This is a genomic window from Halomonas sp. AOP43-D1-4, from assembly GCF_052446175.1.
In the GTDB taxonomy this organism is placed as follows: Bacteria; Pseudomonadota; Gammaproteobacteria; order Pseudomonadales; family Halomonadaceae; genus Vreelandella; species Vreelandella citrativorans.
Genome location: NZ_JBQSVY010000020.1, coordinates 20,552 through 37,427, shown reverse-complemented (window position 1 = coordinate 37,427; position 16,876 = coordinate 20,552). Strand labels below are relative to the sequence as shown.

The following is a 16,876-nucleotide window of genomic DNA, read 5'->3' as shown; positions in this document are numbered from 1 at the left end:
TCAGCGCTGTTTACCGATTGAGATACCAGCGAGAGCGATATATTTGCAATCGCCTACGTGCATATTCTGTATGGAGACAGTGTGCGCGACCGGCTGCCTATTGGCAGTGGTTTGGGTGAGGTAGCCTGTCCTGGTGTGCCTCGTATACTGGCAGGTGACTTTAATCTTGATAGTGAGCACCTTTGGCTTTGACACGCTTTTGGATTTTGGATTTTGAGGCAGCATACGAGGATAGCAGAGGCGATGTCGATGGTCTGCTCTGGGAATCACTTGATGCGCTCGTTACTGTCAGTGGCTAGAGTTACAACCGCGTAGAGGACATTACCTTTTCAGGGTTTGGCTTGCGATCTTTAAAGGATATATGGAAAGGGAAGAAGGACTAAAGGAAAGAAGAAAGACTCAAAAAAGTCTATCAATTACAGAAATTTAGCGATAAAATCCGTCCAAATAATACATAGAAACCTGTCCGATTCGTACATAGAAACCCGTTCACTCCGTACATAGAACGTGGGTGCCTTGTCTTACTGTCCTGGGTAATCTGTACAGAGCGTACATAGACCCGATCCTTCTTATTCGCTTTGGAGGCTTCAATCAGAAAGGGTTTATCCCCCGCGAGATGTTTCATGCTGCAAAATGTGTACAGATCATACAAAGAAGAATCGACTGTGCTTCGCTACACTCGGTTCAACTGTAGTGGTCAAGTAAAACTGGCCACCGGTTTATAGTTAACCCAGTATTTTTCCTCTGCCTGATTTGGACTCATACCACCGTTATGTTGGTGAGGCCTAAGCTGGCTGTAATACCCGATTAAATAGTTCACGATATGATGCTGCCCCTGCAAGAATGAGCGATAGCCGTACGTTGGCACCCATTCAACTTTTAAGCTCCTGAAGAACCTCTCCATTGGCGCATTATCCCAGCAGTTCCCACGTCGGCTTAGGCTTTGTTTTATCTGACATTTCCAGAGCGTCTGACGGAACTTGCGGCTCGTATAATGACTGCCCTGATCGCTGTGGAACATAACACCTTTTGGCCGCCCACGACTCTCATAAGCCATTTTTAATGCACTGCTGGTGAGTTTGCTATCGGGTGATAACGACATTGATCAGCCAATCGTTTTCCTAGCAAATAAGTCCATGACAACGGCTAGATAAGCCCAGCGATTGCCAGTCCAGATATACGTGACGTCGCCACACCAAACCTGGTTGGGTGCCTCGACGTTAAACTGTCGCTCTAAGTGGTTCGGTATCTCAACATGCTCATCACCTGTTTTCTTGTAGGTGTGCCCAGGAACTTGGCAGCTCACTAAACCAAGTTTTTCCATCAGGCGGCCAGCGCGATAGCGGCTTAACGGAATATTCTGCCTTGTCGCCATCTCTGCAATGCTGCGCGCACCTGCCGAGCCTTCGCTCTCGCGAAATAGTTCTCTGACCTTGGCTATTTCCTTGGCTTTCGTGGCACACACAGGTCTTTTTGAACGTTGCCTCCAGTATTTAAAGCTGCTGCGATGCACGCCAAACACGTCACACAGTTTTTTTACCGGGTAGCTCGTCTTGAGTTTCTCGATCAGCGAGAAGTGTTCAGGGAGTCCGACATCAAGAGAGCGGTGGTAGCCTTTTTTAAGATATCTTTTTCCATCTCAATGTAACGGATGCGCTTTTCAAGCTCGCGAATCCTGAGCTGATCGGGTGTCATGGGCGTAGCTTTAGGGCTTTGGCCATCACGCTCTTGGCGTAACTGACGAACCCATTTATCCATGCTCGAATACCCCACATTCATGGCTTCAGCCGCCTCTCGAACCGTATAGTGTTGATCAACGACTAGCTGTGCTGCTTCGAGCCGGAATTCAGGGCTAAAGTTACGTTTTGGTCTTGTTGCCATGCTGCCACCTAGTGATGTCTTGGTGCATAGTAGCACCTCTAATTAGGTGGCCAAATTCACTATGCCACTACATCGGTGACGGCATTAATGGTGCCGTTGGAAAGTTCGATATCATACAGTTCGGCAATATGAGCCCGGATGTCCTGATAGCTGTTGCCGAGCGCAAACAGGGCGATGATCTTGCGCTCCAGCTCATCGGTAAGATTGTAGATAATGACACACTGTGTAGAGCGGTAACGGCGGTGATACGCAACACATGCACATTACTGCGTGTCGCTACGTTTAGGTACTTAACGTGGATAAATGATGGCTGCGGTGATCATGAGTTTGACTAGATAGCCTGGGGCGGCCAGGCGAGATTCACCACGGGCGCGCGCTGGGGCGTGGCCTGCGGGTACCCGTGCATCCCATACGGCATTCATTGCTTCAAAATCTTTCATGTCGGCTAGCCAGACGATGGCCTGCAGAATATGTTTAGGCGAAGAGCCTGCTTCTTTTAGTAGGCGCTCTACTTCGGCTAGAGCTTGGCGGGTTTGTTAGGGGGCGCTCGCCACATTTCCCTACCCCTACTTGGCCTATAAGATAGAGCATGTTGCCATGCACGACAATTTGGCTCATGCGGGGGGAGGTGTTGTGGCGTTGAATGCACATGGGTGATCCTGGTGGCTCTTGGTTTTAGAAACGGGCGGCGCTATAATCGTTAAGCCAGTCAGGAGCTTGGCCGCGTACGCACGCCGCTACAAGCTCACCGGTGGTGCCGGCTAAGGTGATGCCGAGGTGTTGGTGCCCGAAGGCGTGAATAACCCGGGAGTCGTAGCGGCTGGGGCCAATCACCGGCACACAGTCGGGTAGGGTGGGGCGCATCCCCATCCATTGGTGGCTAACCGGGGCGTCAATATTCATCAGCTTACGTACCCGTTCTTCGATAAAGCGGATGCGTGCTGGGTTGGTGGGGGCGCGTAGCGAGGCAAGTTCTACGGTGCCTGCGGCGCGAAGGCGGCCGTTGGCCAGGGGGGTCATATAAAAGGCGCTTTCTACAGGGCAGGTGGGGCGCGTGAGCACTTCGCGGCCTAACTCAAACTCAACGTGGTAGCCTCGTTCCGTATCTAGTGGAATACGTTCGCCAAGCGTGGCGGCAAGTTTTGCTGACCAGGCACCTGCAGCTAATACAACGCGATCAGCCAAGAGCGTTTTCCCATCCTCACACTCAATATGCACACCGTCGTTGGCGGTGCGTAATCCGCGTGCGCGGCCTTTTAGAATGCTGCCTTCCGAAAGTAGGGGCTGGGCGAGTGCCTGTATAAAGCCTTGTGTATCGCGGAGGTGGCACGAGTTTGGGAAGAGGACGCCCCCAACGCTTTTCCCCGCCATGGCGGGTTCTAGGGCTGCAACGCCGGCAGCGTTGAGTATCTCTTGCTCGACACCGAGCGAGCTGCGTAAAGCAATGCCCGCTTGCGCGCTTTTTAGCCCTTTTTCAGTGGTATAGGCGTATAGGCAGCCTTCATTGCGAATCAGCTCACGTGCTTGGGGTGCTGCTTCAAGCAGGGGGCCATAACCACTGAAAGTTTGCCCTAATAAGCGTGCAAGGCGCTGCGCATTTATCGTTGCGCAGCGTTTGTTACATTGGGCCATAAAGCGCAACAACCAGGGCATTAGCTCTGGAAGGCGCGTCCACTGAACCACGAAGGGAGAATTATTAGAGAACAGCAGGTTAGGCAACTGCGACCAAACAGAGGCATTGGCAACAGGGGTGCAACCGTACTCTGAAAGTGTGCTGGCGTTGCCATAGGAGCATTGACCGGCAATGTCCTCAGGTTCTAGCAGGACGACTTGGTGACCATCGCGGCGCAGCCATAGGGCGCAGGCAATACCTACGGCGCCACCGCCGATGACGATAATCTCATTGCGTGTTGGAGTCATAAGAAAGCCTTGGTTGAGGGGGTGGACCGTTTCGAGACAACTCAGCGATGACCGTCAGCCCGTGGGTAAGCTGTTCACGGGTGGAGGCCGCAGAGAGGTTGATGCGTATGGCGTTAGAGGTGTTCTGGGGGGCGAGGACAAATGCTGAGCCAGGGAGCACCGCTACCCCTTTGTTGAGGCACGCATTGCTGAAGTGGTGGTTTTGCCAACTGTCAGGCAGTTTCAGCCAGGCGTGGGGCGCTGTGGGGCCACTGTGTACGTCTAGGTCGCCCATTATTTGGCGGAGTATTGCTTGCCGTGCGCGTAATTCCTCACGCTGAACGACGATTAAATCGCGCACTTTGCCGCTTTCCATTAGTCGTGTTGCCACCAAGGCAGAAAGTGGCGCTGTACTCCAGCAATCTACGCGTAGGCTGGAGCTTAAATCGGTAACGAGGTCGGCGGGGGCGAGTATAAAGCCTATCCGTAGGCCGGGAGCCACGCATTTGGATAGCGAGGTTATATAAAGCGTTTGCTCAGGCAGGCTGCTGGCTAGGGGGGGAATAGGCGTATCCAGCAGTGGCCGGTAGACATCATCTTCTATCAGCAGTACGCCCGCTGCTTCTATCACTGTTAACAGCTCGTTACGCCGTTCTTGGTCCAAGGTAACGGCCGTTGGGTTTTGTATGGAGCTAACGATGAAAACAGCACGAGGCGCGTGTTTGTTGCAGGCGTCTTGAAGCGCTTGCGGCACCATGCCCCGTTCGTCAGTACGCACGCCCTCAAGGTTTACATCCAGCGTGCGGCACAGGGCGGCAATCCCTTGGTAAGTAATGTCATCAGCCAGCACTGTTTCACCCGGTTCGACGATGGCGCGAAGCGCTAGCGCTAGGCCGTGCTGTGCCCCATCGCACATGATGACCTGTGAGGCGTTCGCTGTTAGCCCTTGCTGGCACAGCCAGGCGGCGGCAGCTTCACGCGCCCAGGTTGGCCCTTCGGAAGGGTGATAGTCCTTCATGGAAGAAAAGCGGGGGTCTAGCGGTAATTCGGGCAATAGTGCTGCGAGTACATGGTTATAGGCATCGGTAGCCGGGCGGTTAACGCTGAGATCGATGATGCCTGTTTCGTTAAGTGGTGCTGATTGGAATTGGGCTTCCTCTGAGCGATAGGCGGAAACACGAGTGCCGCGTCCGGGCCGGGTCTCGATCAGTTTATCGTCCTGTAGAATCGCCATGGCTCGAGTGACGGTGGAAACATTGACCTTTAAACGCTTCGCCAGCTCACGGTGCGGTGGAAGTTTTTCACCTAGCCCAATCTGGCCCGAGCGTATGGCGTTCGAAAGCGCTTGGGCTAGCTGGATATAGAGCGGTTCAGGGTGATTGAGGGAGCCAAGCTCCTTCTCTACTTCTGTAAGCAGAGTATCTAACATTGAAGTGCCTTTAGATGTATTGTGCTGCTTGTATTGACAAATAATATGCGTTTTGAATGAAAAAACCAAGATATTGAGGATTGATATTCACAATTTTCCATGATTGTATTGATTGTGTCGCCATACAATTAAACATAATACTAACTAGACAACGATGGATCAGGAGAAGGTTATGCAGCCTCTACGTAAATTCTTCGCTATTACGACGCTTGCGGCCGTGAGTATGAGTTCAGTCTACGCATATGCTGGGGATGTTTCGCTGCGTTTAACCCATATGTATCGTGCGGACTCGGACGCTGGGCAGGCAGCTCAGGCATTCGCTGATCAAGTCGAGGCGCGTAGCGATGGGCGTATTGATATCTCTGTGTATCCTTCTAGCCAACTTGGTGACTGGACGGAAACGCACGCTCTGCTTATGCAGGGTGCGGTCGATATTGGCCTACAACCTCTTTCTACTAATTTTGATCGGCGCTTAGCGATTGCTTGGTTTCCTTACATTGCACCCACTTATGCGGAAGCTGAATCGGCCTACGAGCGTGATGGTTTTGCCTTCAATATCGTGGATGGGTTAATTGAGGAGCAGGGGTTACGCTTGCTGGGTGTGTTTGCCGATGGCATGGGCGGCGCGGGCTTTACGAAAGAAGTGAATAACCCGGCTACGCCAGGCGAAGATAAGGATTTGCGAATTCGTGTATGGCCGGGCGGCACCACGCACCGCACTTTGATGGAGAACTTGGGCTACCAAGTGGCTACTATTCCGTGGGCTGAGCTGTACACCGGTATGCAAACGGGCGTTGTGGATGGTCAGATTGGTGGCTCTCCTGAAATGGCTTACAGCAATTTCAAGGACATCACGAAGACTTGGGTTCAGTACAACGACCACTTAGAGCTGGGTTGGTTTGTCATGAACCAGCAGCGCCTAGCGTCGCTACCGGAATCTGACCAGCAATTGTTGGTAGATGTTGCCCAAGAGGTTTCTTCCCAACGCTTTGATGAGGTGGAAGCCGCCGATGAGCGACAGCTTGAAGCGCTTGAGGCAGAGGGCGTGAATGTTGTTCGTTTATCCACTGAGCAATTACAACAGTTAGCAACCTTTACCCGCGAGCAGGTGTGGCCAGACATTGGCGATGAGCTGGGTGACGACATGATGAGCGAGCTACGCACAGGCCTAGCGCTAGACTGAGCTGACGAAGCCTTAGCGAGGTAACAATATGTTAAAAGTCTCTCGTTTTCTGTGCCGCTTATGGTGTGCGAAGGTTGCCCTACAGCGCTTTCTGGTGGTGATGTCGGGATTGGCTATCACACTGCTGATCTTTATTCAGGTGGTTTCGCGCTATGTATTTTCGATGGCGATCTTCGGTATTGAAGAAATCGCTTGTTACATAGCCGTGTGGCTGTATTTCCTCGGCGCCGCTATCGGCGCCGAGCAGCGTGGCCATATGTCTGCTTCGTTAGTGTCATTGGTCTGGCGGGGTGAGCTTGCCCAGCGTGTGATTAAGCTTTTGGTTGGTGCATTGTCAGTGGTGATATCGGGTTGGATGACAGTCTGGGCTTATGGCCTGGCTAAGTGGTCGCTGCAATTCAATATGATGTCTACCGAAATTAATGTTCCTGTGGGATATGCGCAAATGGCGATCCCCGTCGGCCTGGCTTTGATGACGTTATATTTTTTCTTTGAGCTGATTGAGACCATCGTCCTCTGGACGAGGAGCCGAGGCACCCATGCTTGAATACATTCTTATCGACGCAGTGATTCTATGCGTGTTACTAGTGATTGGTTTGCCGGTTCCGCTGTGCTTTGCGGCTGCAGTGCTGTTTCTGTTTACTGTTGGCGATTTTGGGAACGCGACGTTCTTGGTGAGTGCTGGCTTTAGTCAAGTGTCTTCTGTGGTGTTATTGGCTATTCCGCTCTATATAATCGCTGGGGCGATCATGAGCCAAGGCGGCATCGCCAATCGGCTTATTGATTTAGCTGAATCCATCGTGGGTCGGTTTAGCGGTGGCTTAGGTATTGTGGTTGTGCTCGCAACGGCTGTGTTTGGTGCAATATCGGGTATGGCTTCTTCTGCAGTCGCAGCGATTGGCACTACGATGATTCCTCGCATGGTAGAGAACGGTTATGACCGTGGCTATGCGACTAGTTTGGTATCTTGCTCATCCGTGCTGGCGCTGCTATTGCCGCCTAGTGCGTCGATTATTCTTTATGGCTGGGTGTCTGGCACTTCTATTACGGCTGCGTTTCTTGCGCCGATCATACCGGCTTTCTTGCTCATCGCGCTGTTCTGTTTCTGGAACTGGGTGCTTACTCGCCGTATGCCATTGCAGCAGATGCCAGCGTTACCAGCGCGCGAGTGGGGGCAAGAGGTTGCCCGGCGTGGCCGCCGAGCTAGTCTTGGCCTGTTCATGCCGCTGATTATTCTCGGTTGTATCTATGGGGGGGTAACTACGCCAACCGAGGCGGCCGCTGTGGCGGTTATTTATGCCATGCCTTTGAGTGTGCTGATCTATCGCGATATGGACTGGAAGGATCTATACACAACCCTTTGGAAGGCTGGGCAGATGACCGGGGTACTTCTGGTGCTGGTTTTTTTTGCCTCTATGCTATCGCGCATGCTGACGATGCAGAATGTGCCGCAGCTGATGCTTGAAGGCTTTACGCATGTTAGCGATAATCCGCTCATCCTGCTGCTGATGGTTAATCTGTTTCTTATTGTTGTTGGCATGCTAATGGACGATGCTAGCGCTATCCTGTTGGCCACGCCTATGTTGATGCCCATCATGCATAATCTTGAGATTGATCCTGTCCACTTCGCTGCGATCATCACTACCAACTTAGGTATGGGGCTGATTACACCGCCTACCGCGCCGCTACTTTATCTTGGTTCCTTAGTGGGTAAGGTGCCGTTGGTACAGATGCTTTCTCCCACCTGTGTGTTCTTGCTATTTGCGTATATGCCTGTCGTCATGCTGACAACTTACTTTCCTGCGCTGTCGCTGACACTGCCACGTCTGATGGGGTATTAATAGGAAACTTGTGTCCGTTAAAGGAAGAGTATACAGACAGAGTTGGTTTGAATCACCGGATCAAGCCTGAGCGGTTATTGACCATTAGACACCCGGCGATAATGGATAGCGGAAATTTCAGTAATCTTTGGGCCTTTGTTTAGCCGGGTAGGCTTGCTCCGAATGGATTTGTGGAGAACTTAAATGATAAGGGCGGATGCAGATTCTGAGTGCAACACCCTCATTGGATAGTTGATGGGCTCTCATGATACTTGGCCATTAGCTCGCTCATGACTTCTATCGGACATTTAAAATCAAAGCGTTTTCGAGGCCGCATATTTAGCTCTAAAGCAATGGCATCTAGCTCTTCTTGGCTATAAGTTGGAGCGCATCGTAGATGACTTCGTGTGAAGACATGGAGGTAAGTGTTATCAGGAAATTTACGCTTCAGTGTGGGCTATTTGCTCTAGTGACCAGTACTTGCGCAGCAGGTAGGCCACCAGTTCGAACAGCTCACCATCGAGGTGCAGCTTCGGAGAACGTCGAGGCCGACAGTGGGTCAGTCAGGCTCGGTATCCAGCGAGACTAGCGTCATACGCTATGTCAGACCTGACCGTGTGGCGTGTCAGTTCTCGTGAAATGGTGTTGTGTGCACGATCCAGCTGACGCGCGATGGCACGAATCGAGTGGTGCCCCTGCATCAGCATGATGGCAGCTCGGTCTTCAGCAGAAAGATGGCGATAACAATGAGTCATGGCAATACCATACCTGATAGGTTAAGTGTTGCACTTGCTCATTGAGACCGCCATATCGAAATCTTCAAAGTCCTTCAGCAATTGCTTACTGCGTATTTTTTTGCGCTTGCCACGCGAGAGCCAGAACAGATCTTCCATGTCGTTAATCGGGTAAGCATCACTGCCGCCGACCAGGTGAACCGAGAGCTGGCGGCGTGAGAAGTGTAGGCCGCCCCCCTTGCCAAAACGTCACCTGCGGTACTGGCGAGTGTTTGAGCCTGAACTGCTGGGCAGGCACGACGCAATCCTGCCGGTCGGCGAGTCCCTTGAGCGGGACGGTTTCGCCTTGCAGCGCCAGCAAGGCATTGGCCGTGTCACTGATCTTTGCGCCAAAGCGAAAGGACGTAGCCAAGCGCATCACGGTGACATCTTTAACGCGATGTGACGCCATGGCGTTCTAGGCTCCCCGCCACTGATAGATGGCCTGGTACGGATCACCGGCCAAAAGAACGCGGCACCTGGGCTGGTCTATCACAATCGCTTCCGCGCAGGGGTTGGAGTCCTGAGCTTCATCGAGCAGAACAATATCGTAACGCGACGACAAATCCGGCTGACTGAGTTGGAACAACTTGAAATAGCCGTCGTGGGTAATAGAGACGTTGCGGTTATTCAGGTCGCTCATTTGCAGCCAAAGTTGCTTGGCATGGTGGGTGACGATGGCCTGTCGATCTTTATCTTTGGAAGCAGCCCCTTTGGGGAGCGGCCAATGACGGTAGCTGATCTCTTTGTCGGCGCTGATCACATAGGCGTGAAGGGCGATGCGAATGTCTTGGGCCAGTGACCAGTCAGATGTCCTCACCACTTCCAGAATGTCCTCCAGGCACAGGTTCGGGGCGAGTTTGTGCCGATAATCCTTGCCGATGGCCGCATTTGCACTTGTGAAGTCCTGTTGCCGGATCCAGTCAATATATACCTCAAAACCTGCCGGAACTGGAAGCTCAGGTTCCTTGTCCTCAATATATACCAAGTATCCAAAGGCCACTTCTTAAGTCAGCAAGGTAAAAGACCAGCCACCCATGATCGCATGATGATGACAATATGGCGCCGTTGCGGATTTTCTTTAAGCACTGTTACGCGGTGGGCGGCGATCTGCTCCATTGCCAGCAAGTTTGGTTGTACACCAGAGACCTTAAGAGCCTGGTGCAAACGCTCAGAACTCACACAGGAAGATAGCTCGGTTAACCTGCCTGAAAATGAACGACTCAAGCAGCTAGAGCGTGAAAACGTCGAATTGAAGCGCGCCAATGAAATTCTCCGTAAGGCGGCTGCTTTTTTCGCCCAGGCGGAACTCGACCGGAAACCCAATTGATGGTGTCATTTATCGACGAGCATCGTGTTCAGCTCGAGGTTGAGTCGATTTGTAGCCAGCTGCCAATCGCCCCATCGACGTATTACCACCACAAGGCACTTGAGACCGATCCTGAGGGGCGGGCAGATCGATATCCGCAGGATGTGCGATTCTTACGGCGGAGGTTCAGAGGGTGTGGCAGGAAAACTTCTGCGTCTACGGTGCTCGTAAGGTCTGGCGGCAACTTCGCCGTGAGGGCGTTAATGTTGCTCGTTGCACCGTAGAACGGCTCATGCGACGCCTAGGGATTCGCGGCGTGGTGCGAGGCCTACGCCCCTTCACGACGATCAGTTATCCCGGCCAGAAACGAGCACCTGATTTAGTGAAACGTGACTTGACGGCCATGCGTCCTAATTAGCTTTGGGTGGCCGATTTTACGTATGTCGCTACCTGGTCTGGCTTCGTTTACGTTGCGTTCGTTATCGATGTTTATGCACGCTGTATCGTAGGTTGGCGTGTAGCAGCGTCGATGAAAACGGGATTGGTACTGACGCATTTCTAAAGATCAAGTGTCTATTTGTACCTGATTGATCGCTCGATTTCCGGCGCGAATGATGTGGTAAACCTCCCGGGCTATGTAGCGCTTCAGACAACGGATAATTTCTAGTTTTGTAAGGCCCTGATCAGTACGCTTCTTCACATAGAGGGTTGGCAGACAAACGTGAAAAATTCCCCAGAAATGCTCCCAACCTGTTGAAATATTGATTTTTAGACCACGGTTTTTATCCTGATTCATCTTCGGAGCTTGTCCGATCCTTGGGCTGTCCTTGAGGGGCGATTTCAGCAAGTTTTAAATCAAATAACTGCTGTCCTACCGGACGTCTAAAGTCCAACGTGTAATCTCCGAAACGATTGATATGACGGGTTCGGTATGGCGATAGTGCTTTCAGGACATCCTCCGTGATGGCGATTCCTTCCGCTGCCATCTCCCGCAACACTCGGCTGAGGGCTTCGACGTTGTGTAAGATCAGCATGTTTGCCACCAGATGATTGTACTTCACCACCTTTTGTTGTTCGTGCCGCAGGTTGGCCGTAATGATGCCCTCGCCACCAAAGAAGCTCCATTTCGCAAAGCCGTTAAACTGCTCGTTCTTGTTGGTTGCGGCGTGGATGGTCTGACGCAACTCCACATCGTCAATGTAATTCAACAGGAAGCCGGTCCGTACCACCTTGCCCAGCTCCCGGAACGCGAAATACAGTTTATTCTTGCGGCTGTAGGTTCCCAGCCGCCTCAGGATCGTTGATGCAGTAATTTTACCGAGCTTGATGGACACGGCCACACGCAACATATCCGGAAGGTGTCGTTCAATCCGAGGCCAGTCTATCTGACCATTGAACAGCTCTTCGATATGCGCGTAACGAAACCGCCGGTCGGGCCGGTAGAAGTTCAGATCCTTGATGTTCCGGATACGCGGCATCAGCTTGATCCCCAGCAGATAGGCCAGCCCGAAAACAGGATAGCTTTGCGCCTGCGTATCACCGTGCAAGGTATCCGGCTGGATATCGCTCCGGTTCTCAAGTAGTCCGTCGAGGATGTACACCGCTTCGTGAACACCACAGGGGATGAAATGACTGAACAGCGCGATATAGGTGTCCGAGACGTGGTAGTAACCAATGCCGCCGTAACCGCCATAGCGGATGTGGTATTCGCTGAGCAGGTTTTGCTCGTAGAGGTTCCATTTAGTGCCGTCGGCGGCAGCCCGTCGGCCTGTGCCCCAGTAACCGGGCAGTTCGTATTTTTTGTACGCGTTGATGACCTTGACGACCGCGCGGTCCAGTCTGTCTTCTGTGACGTGGTTGAGATTGAGCCAGGCCACCTGGCGACGGTTCAGTTGCTTGATGGAATCGGCCGTCTGGGAGGGCCCCAGGTTGCAGCCGTAGCAGAAAAGCGTAGCGATGAACCGCAACCGGGGGTTTTCCACGCGCCCCTCATAGCCTGACAGTGGCCCGAATTCCCGATGTAACCCAAGCCAGCGCTCCGCATCGACCAGAACGTCGACGATGCTGCGGGTGCCAAGCCGACGTGTAATATCGTCATCGAGGGCCTGCCAATTCGTCGGTAGTCCCTGCTTCTGGTTGCGTTTGATCACGATGCGACCGTCTTCGATCGCGGCGTGTGTGTTGTCCGGGAAGGCTGAGTCCACCGAGCGGCTCACCTGAGTCAATTGATCCTTGAGATGGCGACTGAGAGCCTTCGGTTCGATGGGAAGCTCCACTTCCAGCCCGTACTGATCAATTTCCTGCTCGTAATCCGACCAGCTCACCAGTTGATCCCGATGGTCATCGAAACGGTCCCCGTGAACGACCGCAAGATCGGCAGACTTCAGTTCCTGTTTCACCAGATTCAAAACGGCCAACTCAAAATATTTACGGTGAACCGTCACACTGTCCGGCCGGATGAAAATCAGACGGCGCCACTTTTCGAGCGTCCACTTGGTCTGCTGGATGCTTTCGACCAGATCCGGCGCATGGACCCGCAAATCCAGCGTCTCGGCTTTCAATGAACGGGTCTTCCGGAGTAACTCGATCAGTTGAATCGACAGTAAGTCGCTGGAGGTGCTTTGAAACGTGAGTATTTCCAGACAGTTGTACAGCAGGCTGCGTTTGGAGCGAAACGGGCGCAACATGAAAGGCAGATAGTTGTTGCCCGCATAGGCCAGATGCTCCTCGCATTCGTCCAGCCACTCCTGGCGTTTGTCTCCGACAACGGTCTGAAGCGATTGCCAGGGATTTGGCTCTGCCGCCATTGCGGTCAACACATCCTTAAAGCAGGACACCAGTCGATCTGTGCGCAGAGTCTGTTCCATTTGATAGGTCAGGAGATTCTGCTGGGCTGTGGTTTCAAGTTGCCTCATCATCTTGATCAAGAGCTCGGCGGTATCATCCAGCGATTGGGCATACTGTTGCCGAATCAGGATCACCGCCAGGGCATAGCGTTTACGCGTTGGGATTCGAGCCATTTTGGCCACATCAAGTGCTCGTGCTTCCTGGGCGAACTGTCGCCGCTTGGTCGCCGGGATTGATTTGACGCCTGGCAATTGCTCGACCATGTCCCTCAGCCACCTGAGGTGTTGCAGGTAAGATCGGATTTCCTTGTTTGTCGGTTTACGAATTTCACGCTTCAGACGTTGCCAGCCGCTGAGCTCAAGCCCCGGTGGTGATACCAGCAAAGCATTGATCAGTGCTTTTGCTTCGCCCCCGAGTTCGCTGACGATAGACCGGTAACAGCGGTCATTGACGGTGGCCCGGGCATCCTTGGCGAACCGTAACAGCACCGTAAAGCCGGGAATCTCAAAGCGGTGACGCACCAACTCCTCCAGAAGGATATTGATGATATCGGCCAGCACCTCGCGGGACTCGGCAGCGTTTATGGCTTGGTTTGCGAGCCAGATGCGGTCTTCATCGTCCAGGACTCGGCTGCCGACGTAGGCCCGAATCCAATTGATGTGGCGATCGCGGGCGCTGGATTGATCATACTGCCTCTGCTGGATCTTGGTCGGCCGTTTTCGAAGGCCGAGGCGCTGAGCAATGTAGCTACTCAAATCGGACGGCAGATCACCCGTTGCGCAGAAGAAGCCTTGTTTCTGATAGGCCTTCAGGTGCAACAGTAAAAAATAGCGATGTTGAAGTTGCTTGGCACATCGACGAGCCCAGCGTTGCTCGCTGGCTGTGGGCACGTAAACTGCATCAAGTTCGTGTTGCGGGATATCCGTCCTAAACCGTGGGTAGGCAGTGTCCTGGATGGCGCTCATGACAGGTTCAATCCCACGTCTGCCCGGTGGCGGGGTCCGTGATCAGTGTCTCTACCCAGCATGCTTTGTCGGACGCAATGCGGTGTATCTCATCAATCAAATCGTCCATCATTTCGTCCAGTTGGTCATCCGACGTTGCGGGAACCTGGATGTGGTAGTTTCCATTGTCTTGGTGTTTCACCTCGAACGGTTTCAGACAATGGGTTTCGATCACCGTGCGGGCCTGGTGGTGTTTCCGGCTGCGAGGACGTTGCGGCTCTAAGGTTAGCTGAACGGTCAATGCCCGGTGACTTGGCTCGGATGCGCTCGTCAGGCGGGGCTGACCGGCAGCAGACGCAACCACGGTTGGAATTTGCATCAGGGCCTGCTCGAACGGTGACTTGGCTTCAATGTATCGCAAGGCAGTCTGGGCATCCTGCCAACCGACATATTCCATGAGTGCTTTGATTTCCCACCCGGAAGCACTGGCCCAGGTGGCAAAGCCGCGTCGCAGCGAATGGCTGCTGAACGCTTGTGCTGCCTCAATGTCCGCGTCTGCCAGCAGCTGGCGCAGCAGCGGCACGATGCTGTTCGGGTGCAACGAAACGTCGGAAATGTGCCCCCATCGGTCAATCGCCCTGAAGGGGTCAGTTCACGAAACGGAAAAAATTGTACGCTAAGCCTTTGGCATCAATGATATCGACACCATTTTTTCCACAATTCATAAAGTTGCGCAGTAATTAGTCGACGACTGGCCCTTGCTAAATAATTTTCATTTCAGCATGAGTTGTGCTTTAAAAATTCAATTCTGCAACTACACTCATTGGGCGAACAGAGCGAGAAATCCGCCGTTAATTCCAATAGCGGGTACGCGAATGAATATCAGCTCTTAGGGGAATATTATGAGACAGATAAGACCATTACGTTAGATCTTTGCAGCTTTATTGTTTGCCACATCACTACCGACTCTCGCGGCGGCCACGACTATAGAGCTGGTGAATGACAGCAATTCAGATGAAACTTTAATCAGATCGAATACGTCTGGAATTGTGACACCTCCAGCGCCAGATCCGTTATTTGCGAACGATACCAGCGTTGTTGTATCAGAAACCCCCGGCACCGTTGATGCAGGTGCTTTCACTTATCAAAGCTGCAGATTTAACTGGTCGGTAATTAAAGTCGGATCTCTATACCAGTTCTCAGATGGAGCTGAGCCTGCATCGGATTGTGAATCACAAGTAATTCTACAAAACTTTATTACTGGTGAGTATTCTGTACGATTTACCGTAGAATAAATTTTTTTAAACTGATCTTACTAAAATTAATTCACTGTGTAACGTAGATATACATTGCACAGTGAATTATTTATAAGATATTGTCTTTTCGGCTATTTATTTAGTGAATTTGGGTACGTATAGCTCTCTGGTGGCGTTTATAGAATCATCCAACCTATTCTCGTAACCACTAAACCAAGACTGTTTTCGTATATCCTCCGCGTTCAGAATTTGACCCTCTGTAATACTTTTTGATCCAAACTTCTCTGCTGCATCCATAGCTTCATATAACAACATTATAAGAGGACTATCTGACATAAAATCCTCTGGTATCTCTCCGTTTTTGATTGACGCACTTTCATATGCTTTTTGAACGCCCGCGCGCTGGTGCGCATATTCAAAAGAGGTCCCTTTTTCCTCATTGCCTACAGCATCTAAAAATTCTATCCCAGCTTTGAACTTAGACGCCATATTCCCAACAAAAGGGTCGGAAAACTGATCCTTTTCGCTCGTCGGACCGCTGTAAAGTCCCATGGCAAGCCCCTGTTGTTGATTCATTTTATTACGAGCTATGGCCTGCTCATCTTTTGTGAACATTTCGCCTTGATTACTTGCAACAGCATAGAGTGCTCGCCTATCAAGCTCACCCAGTAACGAATTTCTGCTTTCTGCAGGTGCGTTATTTGGCGGATATGACTTTCCAATCGACTCCAGGCGCTCATAATTATTATCCATACTAGCGCGTGCATCTATCGCAACCTGGCTAAAATCTTTTCCAGCAGAAAATGTATCACGACCAGGCTCTTTGACACCTAATGCAATATTAGCAGCTGTAAATCCGTCATAGGTCGGCATAAACTGTTCGTAATAGCTAGGGGATTGACCGCCCCTGGACGCCTCTAGTGCTTTCCTGCCAGCATCTGAAATAGTAACGTCGTTATTACTATTTTCAGGACCAGCACTGTCCTTGATAGGTTTCTCTTCGACTCCAGATCCCGTTTTTTCCAAACTAGCGTATTTATTTTGCACTCCAAGTGGCTGGCTGCTTATGGTAGATATCACAACAATGCCTCCACTAAATACATATACGTGATTTGAACGAACCTTTGCATCAAGGTATGCACCCATTTTTTAAGCGTGGCGGACAATGGCCGCTTCTGCGTGCTTTGAAAGCCAAAGTTGGTTGACATCTCACTGATAACCATTCGAGAAAAACGCTGTTGGTTTGCCAATTGCAGTATGCAATTGACGCCCATACTCTAACCCCTTCGGAATACTCCCTACTCTTGTTATCGGGACTTACCGGAATAACTTTAGCTAATCGGTCAGCCTATCCAGCGGATTGCATCCGGCGTTTTGATCATTACCTAGTATAGTAGCTCCCTAGGCCCCCATAGACAAAATTCCTGAAATGCGAATAGATGTAGCGGCCCGCAAACATCGAGGCGAACCCACATTATTTGAGAATAGAGCACTCGGCTAGATCGGCAACCCAGCCTCCCGCATCTGCTCCATTA

At 51.7% G+C, this 16,876-nt stretch carries 12 protein-coding genes, 6 pseudogenes and 1 other annotated feature; of the genes and pseudogenes, 5 read left to right on the top strand and 13 right to left on the bottom strand.

The window, feature by feature from the left end; genetic code table 11:
- Positions 1 to 697: 697 nt before the first annotated feature.
- From ACT3RQ_RS16535 to ACT3RQ_RS16515, 5 genes and pseudogenes are all read right to left on the bottom strand, one after another.
- A pseudogene (locus ACT3RQ_RS16535) lies at positions 698 to 1,881 on the bottom strand (IS3 family transposase).
- Between the two features lie 71 nt (positions 1,882 to 1,952).
- Positions 1,953 to 2,084, bottom strand: a pseudogene (locus ACT3RQ_RS16530) (IS256 family transposase); the annotation flags it as partial.
- A gap of 87 nt (positions 2,085 to 2,171) precedes the next feature.
- Positions 2,172 to 2,357: pseudogene (locus ACT3RQ_RS16525) on the bottom strand (Rid family hydrolase); the annotation flags it as partial.
- Between the two features lie 199 nt (positions 2,358 to 2,556).
- Positions 2,557 to 3,801 (bottom strand): NAD(P)/FAD-dependent oxidoreductase, encoded by a 1,245-nt coding sequence (locus ACT3RQ_RS16520; protein WP_192536311.1) that lies wholly within the window; start codon positions 3,799 to 3,801, stop codon positions 2,557 to 2,559.
- Positions 3,782 to 5,209, bottom strand: a complete 1,428-nt coding sequence (locus ACT3RQ_RS16515) for an aminotransferase-like domain-containing protein (RefSeq protein ID WP_192536310.1) — start codon at positions 5,207 to 5,209, stop codon at positions 3,782 to 3,784. The genes ACT3RQ_RS16520 and ACT3RQ_RS16515 overlap by 20 nt, the downstream gene beginning before the upstream one ends.
- A 172-nt stretch (positions 5,210 to 5,381) precedes the next feature.
- Between ACT3RQ_RS16515 and dctP the strand changes: the two genes are divergently transcribed.
- The 3 genes from dctP to ACT3RQ_RS16500 are packed head-to-tail and all read left to right on the top strand — an operon-like array spanning position 5,382 to position 8,233.
- Complete coding sequence (gene dctP, locus ACT3RQ_RS16510) at positions 5,382 to 6,392, top strand: TRAP transporter substrate-binding protein DctP (protein ID WP_192536309.1); 1,011 nt, start codon at positions 5,382 to 5,384, stop codon at positions 6,390 to 6,392.
- A 28-nt stretch (positions 6,393 to 6,420) separates the two neighbouring features.
- Positions 6,421 to 6,939 carry a TRAP transporter small permease gene (locus ACT3RQ_RS16505; RefSeq protein WP_192536308.1) on the top strand — a complete coding sequence of 173 codons (519 nt, stop codon included), beginning with the start codon at positions 6,421 to 6,423 and terminating at the stop codon, positions 6,937 to 6,939.
- Positions 6,932 to 8,233 (top strand): TRAP transporter large permease, encoded by a 1,302-nt coding sequence (locus ACT3RQ_RS16500; RefSeq protein WP_192536307.1) that lies wholly within the window; start codon positions 6,932 to 6,934, stop codon positions 8,231 to 8,233. The genes ACT3RQ_RS16505 and ACT3RQ_RS16500 overlap by 8 nt, the downstream gene beginning before the upstream one ends.
- Positions 8,234 to 8,453: 220 nt before the next feature.
- Here ACT3RQ_RS16500 and ACT3RQ_RS16495 read toward each other — a convergent pair.
- The 4 genes and pseudogenes from ACT3RQ_RS16495 to ACT3RQ_RS16480 form a co-directional block, all read right to left on the bottom strand.
- Positions 8,454 to 8,591, bottom strand: a pseudogene (locus ACT3RQ_RS16495) (IS30 family transposase); the annotation flags it as partial.
- Positions 8,576 to 8,967: pseudogene (locus tag ACT3RQ_RS16490) on the bottom strand (transposase); the annotation flags it as partial. The pseudogenes ACT3RQ_RS16490 and ACT3RQ_RS16495, both read right to left, overlap by 16 nt.
- Positions 8,968 to 9,124: 157 nt before the next feature.
- Complete coding sequence (locus tag ACT3RQ_RS16485) at positions 9,125 to 9,397, bottom strand: hypothetical protein (protein WP_192536306.1); 273 nt, start codon at positions 9,395 to 9,397, stop codon at positions 9,125 to 9,127.
- 6 nt (positions 9,398 to 9,403) lie between these two features.
- Entirely contained in the window at positions 9,404 to 9,973 is a 570-nt protein-coding gene (locus tag ACT3RQ_RS16480) for a UvrD-helicase domain-containing protein (RefSeq protein WP_225734541.1), read from the bottom strand.
- Positions 9,974 to 10,033: 60 nt separating this feature from the next.
- On the opposite strand from ACT3RQ_RS16480, the gene ACT3RQ_RS16475 reads away from it, so the two are divergent.
- Positions 10,034 to 10,315: a transposase gene (locus ACT3RQ_RS16475; RefSeq protein WP_192536304.1), complete on the top strand. Its 282-nt coding sequence runs from the start codon at positions 10,034 to 10,036 to the stop codon at positions 10,313 to 10,315.
- Positions 10,273 to 10,389 (top strand) — a sequence feature (AL1L pseudoknot). It overlaps the preceding gene by 43 nt.
- Before the next feature lie 128 nt (positions 10,390 to 10,517).
- Positions 10,518 to 10,844 (top strand): annotated as a pseudogene (locus tag ACT3RQ_RS16470) (IS3 family transposase); the annotation flags it as partial.
- A gap of 15 nt (positions 10,845 to 10,859) precedes the next feature.
- On the opposite strand, the gene ACT3RQ_RS16465 reads toward ACT3RQ_RS16470, so the two are convergent.
- The 4 genes from ACT3RQ_RS16465 to ACT3RQ_RS16450 form a co-directional block, all read right to left on the bottom strand.
- Complete coding sequence (locus ACT3RQ_RS16465; protein ID WP_444680908.1) at positions 10,860 to 11,090, bottom strand: hypothetical protein; 231 nt, start codon at positions 11,088 to 11,090, stop codon at positions 10,860 to 10,862.
- Positions 11,077 to 14,106 carry a Tn3 family transposase gene (locus tag ACT3RQ_RS16460; protein ID WP_441810064.1) on the bottom strand — a complete coding sequence of 1,010 codons (3,030 nt, stop codon included), beginning with the start codon at positions 14,104 to 14,106 and terminating at the stop codon, positions 11,077 to 11,079. The genes ACT3RQ_RS16465 and ACT3RQ_RS16460 overlap by 14 nt, the downstream gene beginning before the upstream one ends.
- A gap of 7 nt (positions 14,107 to 14,113) precedes the next feature.
- The gene (locus ACT3RQ_RS16455) at positions 14,114 to 14,668 is read right to left on the bottom strand and encodes a tyrosine-type recombinase/integrase (protein ID WP_444680907.1); all 555 of its coding nucleotides are present in this window, start codon (positions 14,666 to 14,668) and stop codon (positions 14,114 to 14,116) included.
- Between the two features lie 808 nt (positions 14,669 to 15,476).
- Positions 15,477 to 16,487 carry a hypothetical protein gene (locus ACT3RQ_RS16450; protein ID WP_200204594.1) on the bottom strand — a complete coding sequence of 337 codons (1,011 nt, stop codon included), beginning with the start codon at positions 16,485 to 16,487 and terminating at the stop codon, positions 15,477 to 15,479.
- Positions 16,488 to 16,876 lie beyond the last annotated feature (389 nt).